The organism is Streptomyces sp. SID5785 (genome assembly GCF_009870065.1).
Classification (GTDB): Bacteria; Actinomycetota; Actinomycetes; order Streptomycetales; family Streptomycetaceae; genus Streptomyces.
Map to the genome: position 1 here is coordinate 1 of NZ_WWIA01000514.1, position 1506 is coordinate 1506.

The 1506-nt window shown below is 74.1% G+C and carries 3 protein-coding genes; 2 read left to right on the forward strand and 1 reads right to left on the reverse strand.

All coding sequences use genetic code 11. The annotated features are described in order from the left end of the window. Both GTW43_RS16670 and GTW43_RS16675 read left to right on the forward strand, forming a co-directional pair. Positions 1-573: zinc-binding dehydrogenase (locus GTW43_RS16670; protein WP_161302818.1), on the forward strand; the 573-nt coding region annotated here is incomplete at its 5' end. After that, a complete protein-coding gene (locus GTW43_RS16675; RefSeq protein WP_161302819.1) occupies positions 573-1223 on the forward strand; it encodes an MBL fold metallo-hydrolase in 651 nt (216 codons plus the stop codon). The genes GTW43_RS16670 and GTW43_RS16675, both read left to right, overlap by 1 nt. Positions 1224-1287: 64 nt before the next feature. On the opposite strand, the gene GTW43_RS16680 is transcribed toward GTW43_RS16675, so the two are convergent. Then, positions 1288-1506, reverse strand: a 219-nt coding sequence (locus tag GTW43_RS16680; protein ID WP_161302820.1) for an ATP-binding protein, incomplete at its 5' end; no start/stop codon positions are given.

Genomic DNA, 1506 nt, shown 5'->3' on the forward strand with positions numbered 1-1506 from the left:
ATCAACACCGGCGAGGTCGGCCGCGGCGACACGGTCGCCGTCATCGGCTGCGGCGGCGTGGGCAACGCGGCGGTGGTCGGTGCGCGACTCGCAGGCGCCGCGAAGATCATCGCCGTGGACATCGACGACAAGAAGCTGGAGACCGCGCGCTCCCTGGGCGCCACCCACACCGTCAACTCCCGCAGCGGCGACCCGGTCGAGGCCGTGCGCGAGCTGACCGGCGGCTTCGGCGCCGACGTCGTCATCGAGGCGGTCGGCCGCCCCGAGACGTACGAGCAGGCCTTCTACGCCCGCGACCTGGCCGGCACCGTCGTCCTCGTCGGCGTGCCGACCCCCGAGATGCGGATCGACCTGCCGCTCCTCGACGTCTTCGGCCGCGGCGGCTCGCTCAAGTCGTCCTGGTACGGCGACTGCCTGCCCTCGCGCGACTTCCCGATGCTCATCGACCTGTACCGGCAGGGACGCCTGGACCTCGACGCGTTCGTCACCGAGACGATCGCCCTCGAGGACGTCGAGAAGGCCTTCGAGCGGATGCACCACGGCGACGTGCTGCGCTCGGTGGTGATCTTCTGATGGCCGCCACCGGATCCGCCGCGGGCCCCCGGGTCGAGCGCCTCGTCACCTCCGGCACCTTCTCCCTCGACGGCGGCACCTGGGACGTCGACAACAACGTCTGGCTCGTCGGCGACGACCGCGAGGTCCTCGTCATCGACGCCGCGCACGACGCCGACGCCATCGCCGCGGCCGTCGGCGACCGCCGGGTCGTCGCCGTCGTGTGCACCCACGCGCACGACGACCACATCGACGCGGCCCCCGCGCTCGCCGACCGCACCGGTGCCCCGATCCTGCTGCACCCGGCCGACACGGAGCTGTGGAAGCGCACGCACCCGGACCGGGCCCCCGACGGCGAACTGGCCGACGGGCAGCGGCTGTCCGTCGCCGGCACCGAGCTGACCGTGCTGCACACGCCCGGCCACTGTCACGGCGCGGTCAGCCTGTACGCCCCGGACCTCGGCACGGTCTTCACGGGGGACACCCTGTTCCAGGGCGGGCCCGGCGCCACCGGACGTACCTTCAGCGACTTCCCGACGATCGTCGAGTCGATCCGTACGAAGCTGCTGACGCTGCCCGGCGAGACCGTGGCCCGCACGGGTCACGGCGACGCGACGACGATCGGCGCGGAGGCGCCGCACCTGGACGAGTGGATCGCCCGGGGCCACTGACCCCGGACCACCGGGCGGCCCTGTCGCGGGGCGGACGCGGTGGCGGCACGGGCCGCCACCGCCGTCAGCAGGGGGCGAGCACCGCCCGTACGGTCTTGCCGCCGTAGGGGTGCGGCTCGACGCTCCAGCGGTCGGCCAGCGCGTGCACCAGAGCGATTCCGCGGCCGGACTCGGCCGTCGCGGACGCGGGCTGCAGCCGGGGCAGCCCCGGCGCGAAGTCCCGTACGGCCACCGTCAGTCCGCCCGCGTCCAGGCGCAGCGTCATCCGGACGCTGCTGCCGTG